Source organism: Rhizobium sp. Rhizsp42 (genome assembly GCF_047304155.1).
GTDB lineage: Bacteria > Pseudomonadota > Alphaproteobacteria > Rhizobiales > Rhizobiaceae > Rhizobium.
Window position 1 is genome coordinate 1 of sequence record NZ_JBGLYS010000099.1, and the last position, 1339, is coordinate 1339.

Genomic DNA, 1339 nt, shown 5'->3' on the forward strand with positions numbered 1-1339 from the left:
CCCAAAACTTCCTAGCGGCCGTAAAACTACTCGCCACCCGCATCTGGATCAGGTCGTTATGAGTCTACGCCCTAATTAACGCCTCAGCCATCTTTGCCAATTCCGGCTTTGGCATGAACTCAACCATACCCTCAATCTCGGATCGGTACGAGGAACGAATTTCCTCGAACATCTCCGATTTTAGGCCGTCAATAAATGCGCGTTCTGCTGCACGCGCTTTCTTCGTTAATGATTTTTTATCCTCGTCCGACATGTCAAGTTGCGAAAGAATGTGAGTCCGAATTTCTGGCACGGTCTCTTTGACGAACCGCTCCATGTCTCGTTGGATCGTCGAATCTAGCCCGAAGAGAAATCGCTCGACCATCTCGCTTTGAGCAAACGGGATAACTCGCGCCTTATCACCGGCACGATCGATGTCAACGAAATCCGTTTCAATAAATTTCAACCTGTCGAAAACAACGCCGTCGATCTTAAAAGAGATGAGCGACGGGAATTTTTCTGTGCTTCCGAACCCTGCTATGACGATCCCTGTATAGTTGGGCGATGGAACTCTTACTAGCAAAAGGCCGATAGCCAATTTGGTCAGTCGATCAATCAGGTCGTCATCGCCGCCTTCCCAGAAATCAGCCACAATCGACCTAATAATCTCTTTCCGCGCTTTCGTTATCCTCGGTGCACCACCACCCACAAACTGGCTCTTGTCAGCATTTTCAATATTGCGCTCGATATTCCCGATGATCGTATCTACCGCCTGCTCTACGCGATCACCGATATCGTCGGTAATGCCCTCCCGCACTATTTCATTTATTTTACTGGAAATATTATTCTGGATGATCTCAAGAGCGGGGCCGATAATCGATGCGAGCGCATGACGCGTGACTTGTGCTGGGCTCCCGGCCGCCCAATCGTTAAGGAAACGCAAAAAATCTTGAGCAGCATCTCTTACCGTAGCAAACTCTCGACACTCGTGACGGTATTCAGAGATTAACAATGGAAGGGGTGCCTGCATAAATTGCATGCCATTATAAATCATTATACCAATTGGGTTGGCAGGAGATAAATCGAATAGTTTATCGGCGCTGTCATATATCTTTTGTTCTTGTTTACCCGCCGATATAGTCACCGCACTATCTGTCGCCAGTGCTACGGCCAGTTTGTTTAATATCGCGATTTCTGCGGTCATAATAAAATCTCCCTCGACAGTAAGAAGACCACGATTCTCTCAGGTTGCAAAATCAACGATATTAAACGCAAGTTTGCATATCGATGAAAAGAAATGTCGACGTTTCTTATCCCACATCTCCACAAACAAATTTTCCCCACCCTCCCCACCCATGCC

General features: G+C 47.3%; 1 protein-coding gene. It reads right to left on the reverse strand.

What is annotated here, in order from left to right; translation table 11 throughout:
* Nucleotides 1-64: 64 nt before the first annotated feature.
* Complete coding sequence (locus ACCD05_RS31685; protein ID WP_413397621.1) at nucleotides 65-1183, reverse strand: hypothetical protein; 1119 nt, start codon at nucleotides 1181-1183, stop codon at nucleotides 65-67.
* Nucleotides 1184-1339 lie beyond the last annotated feature (156 nt).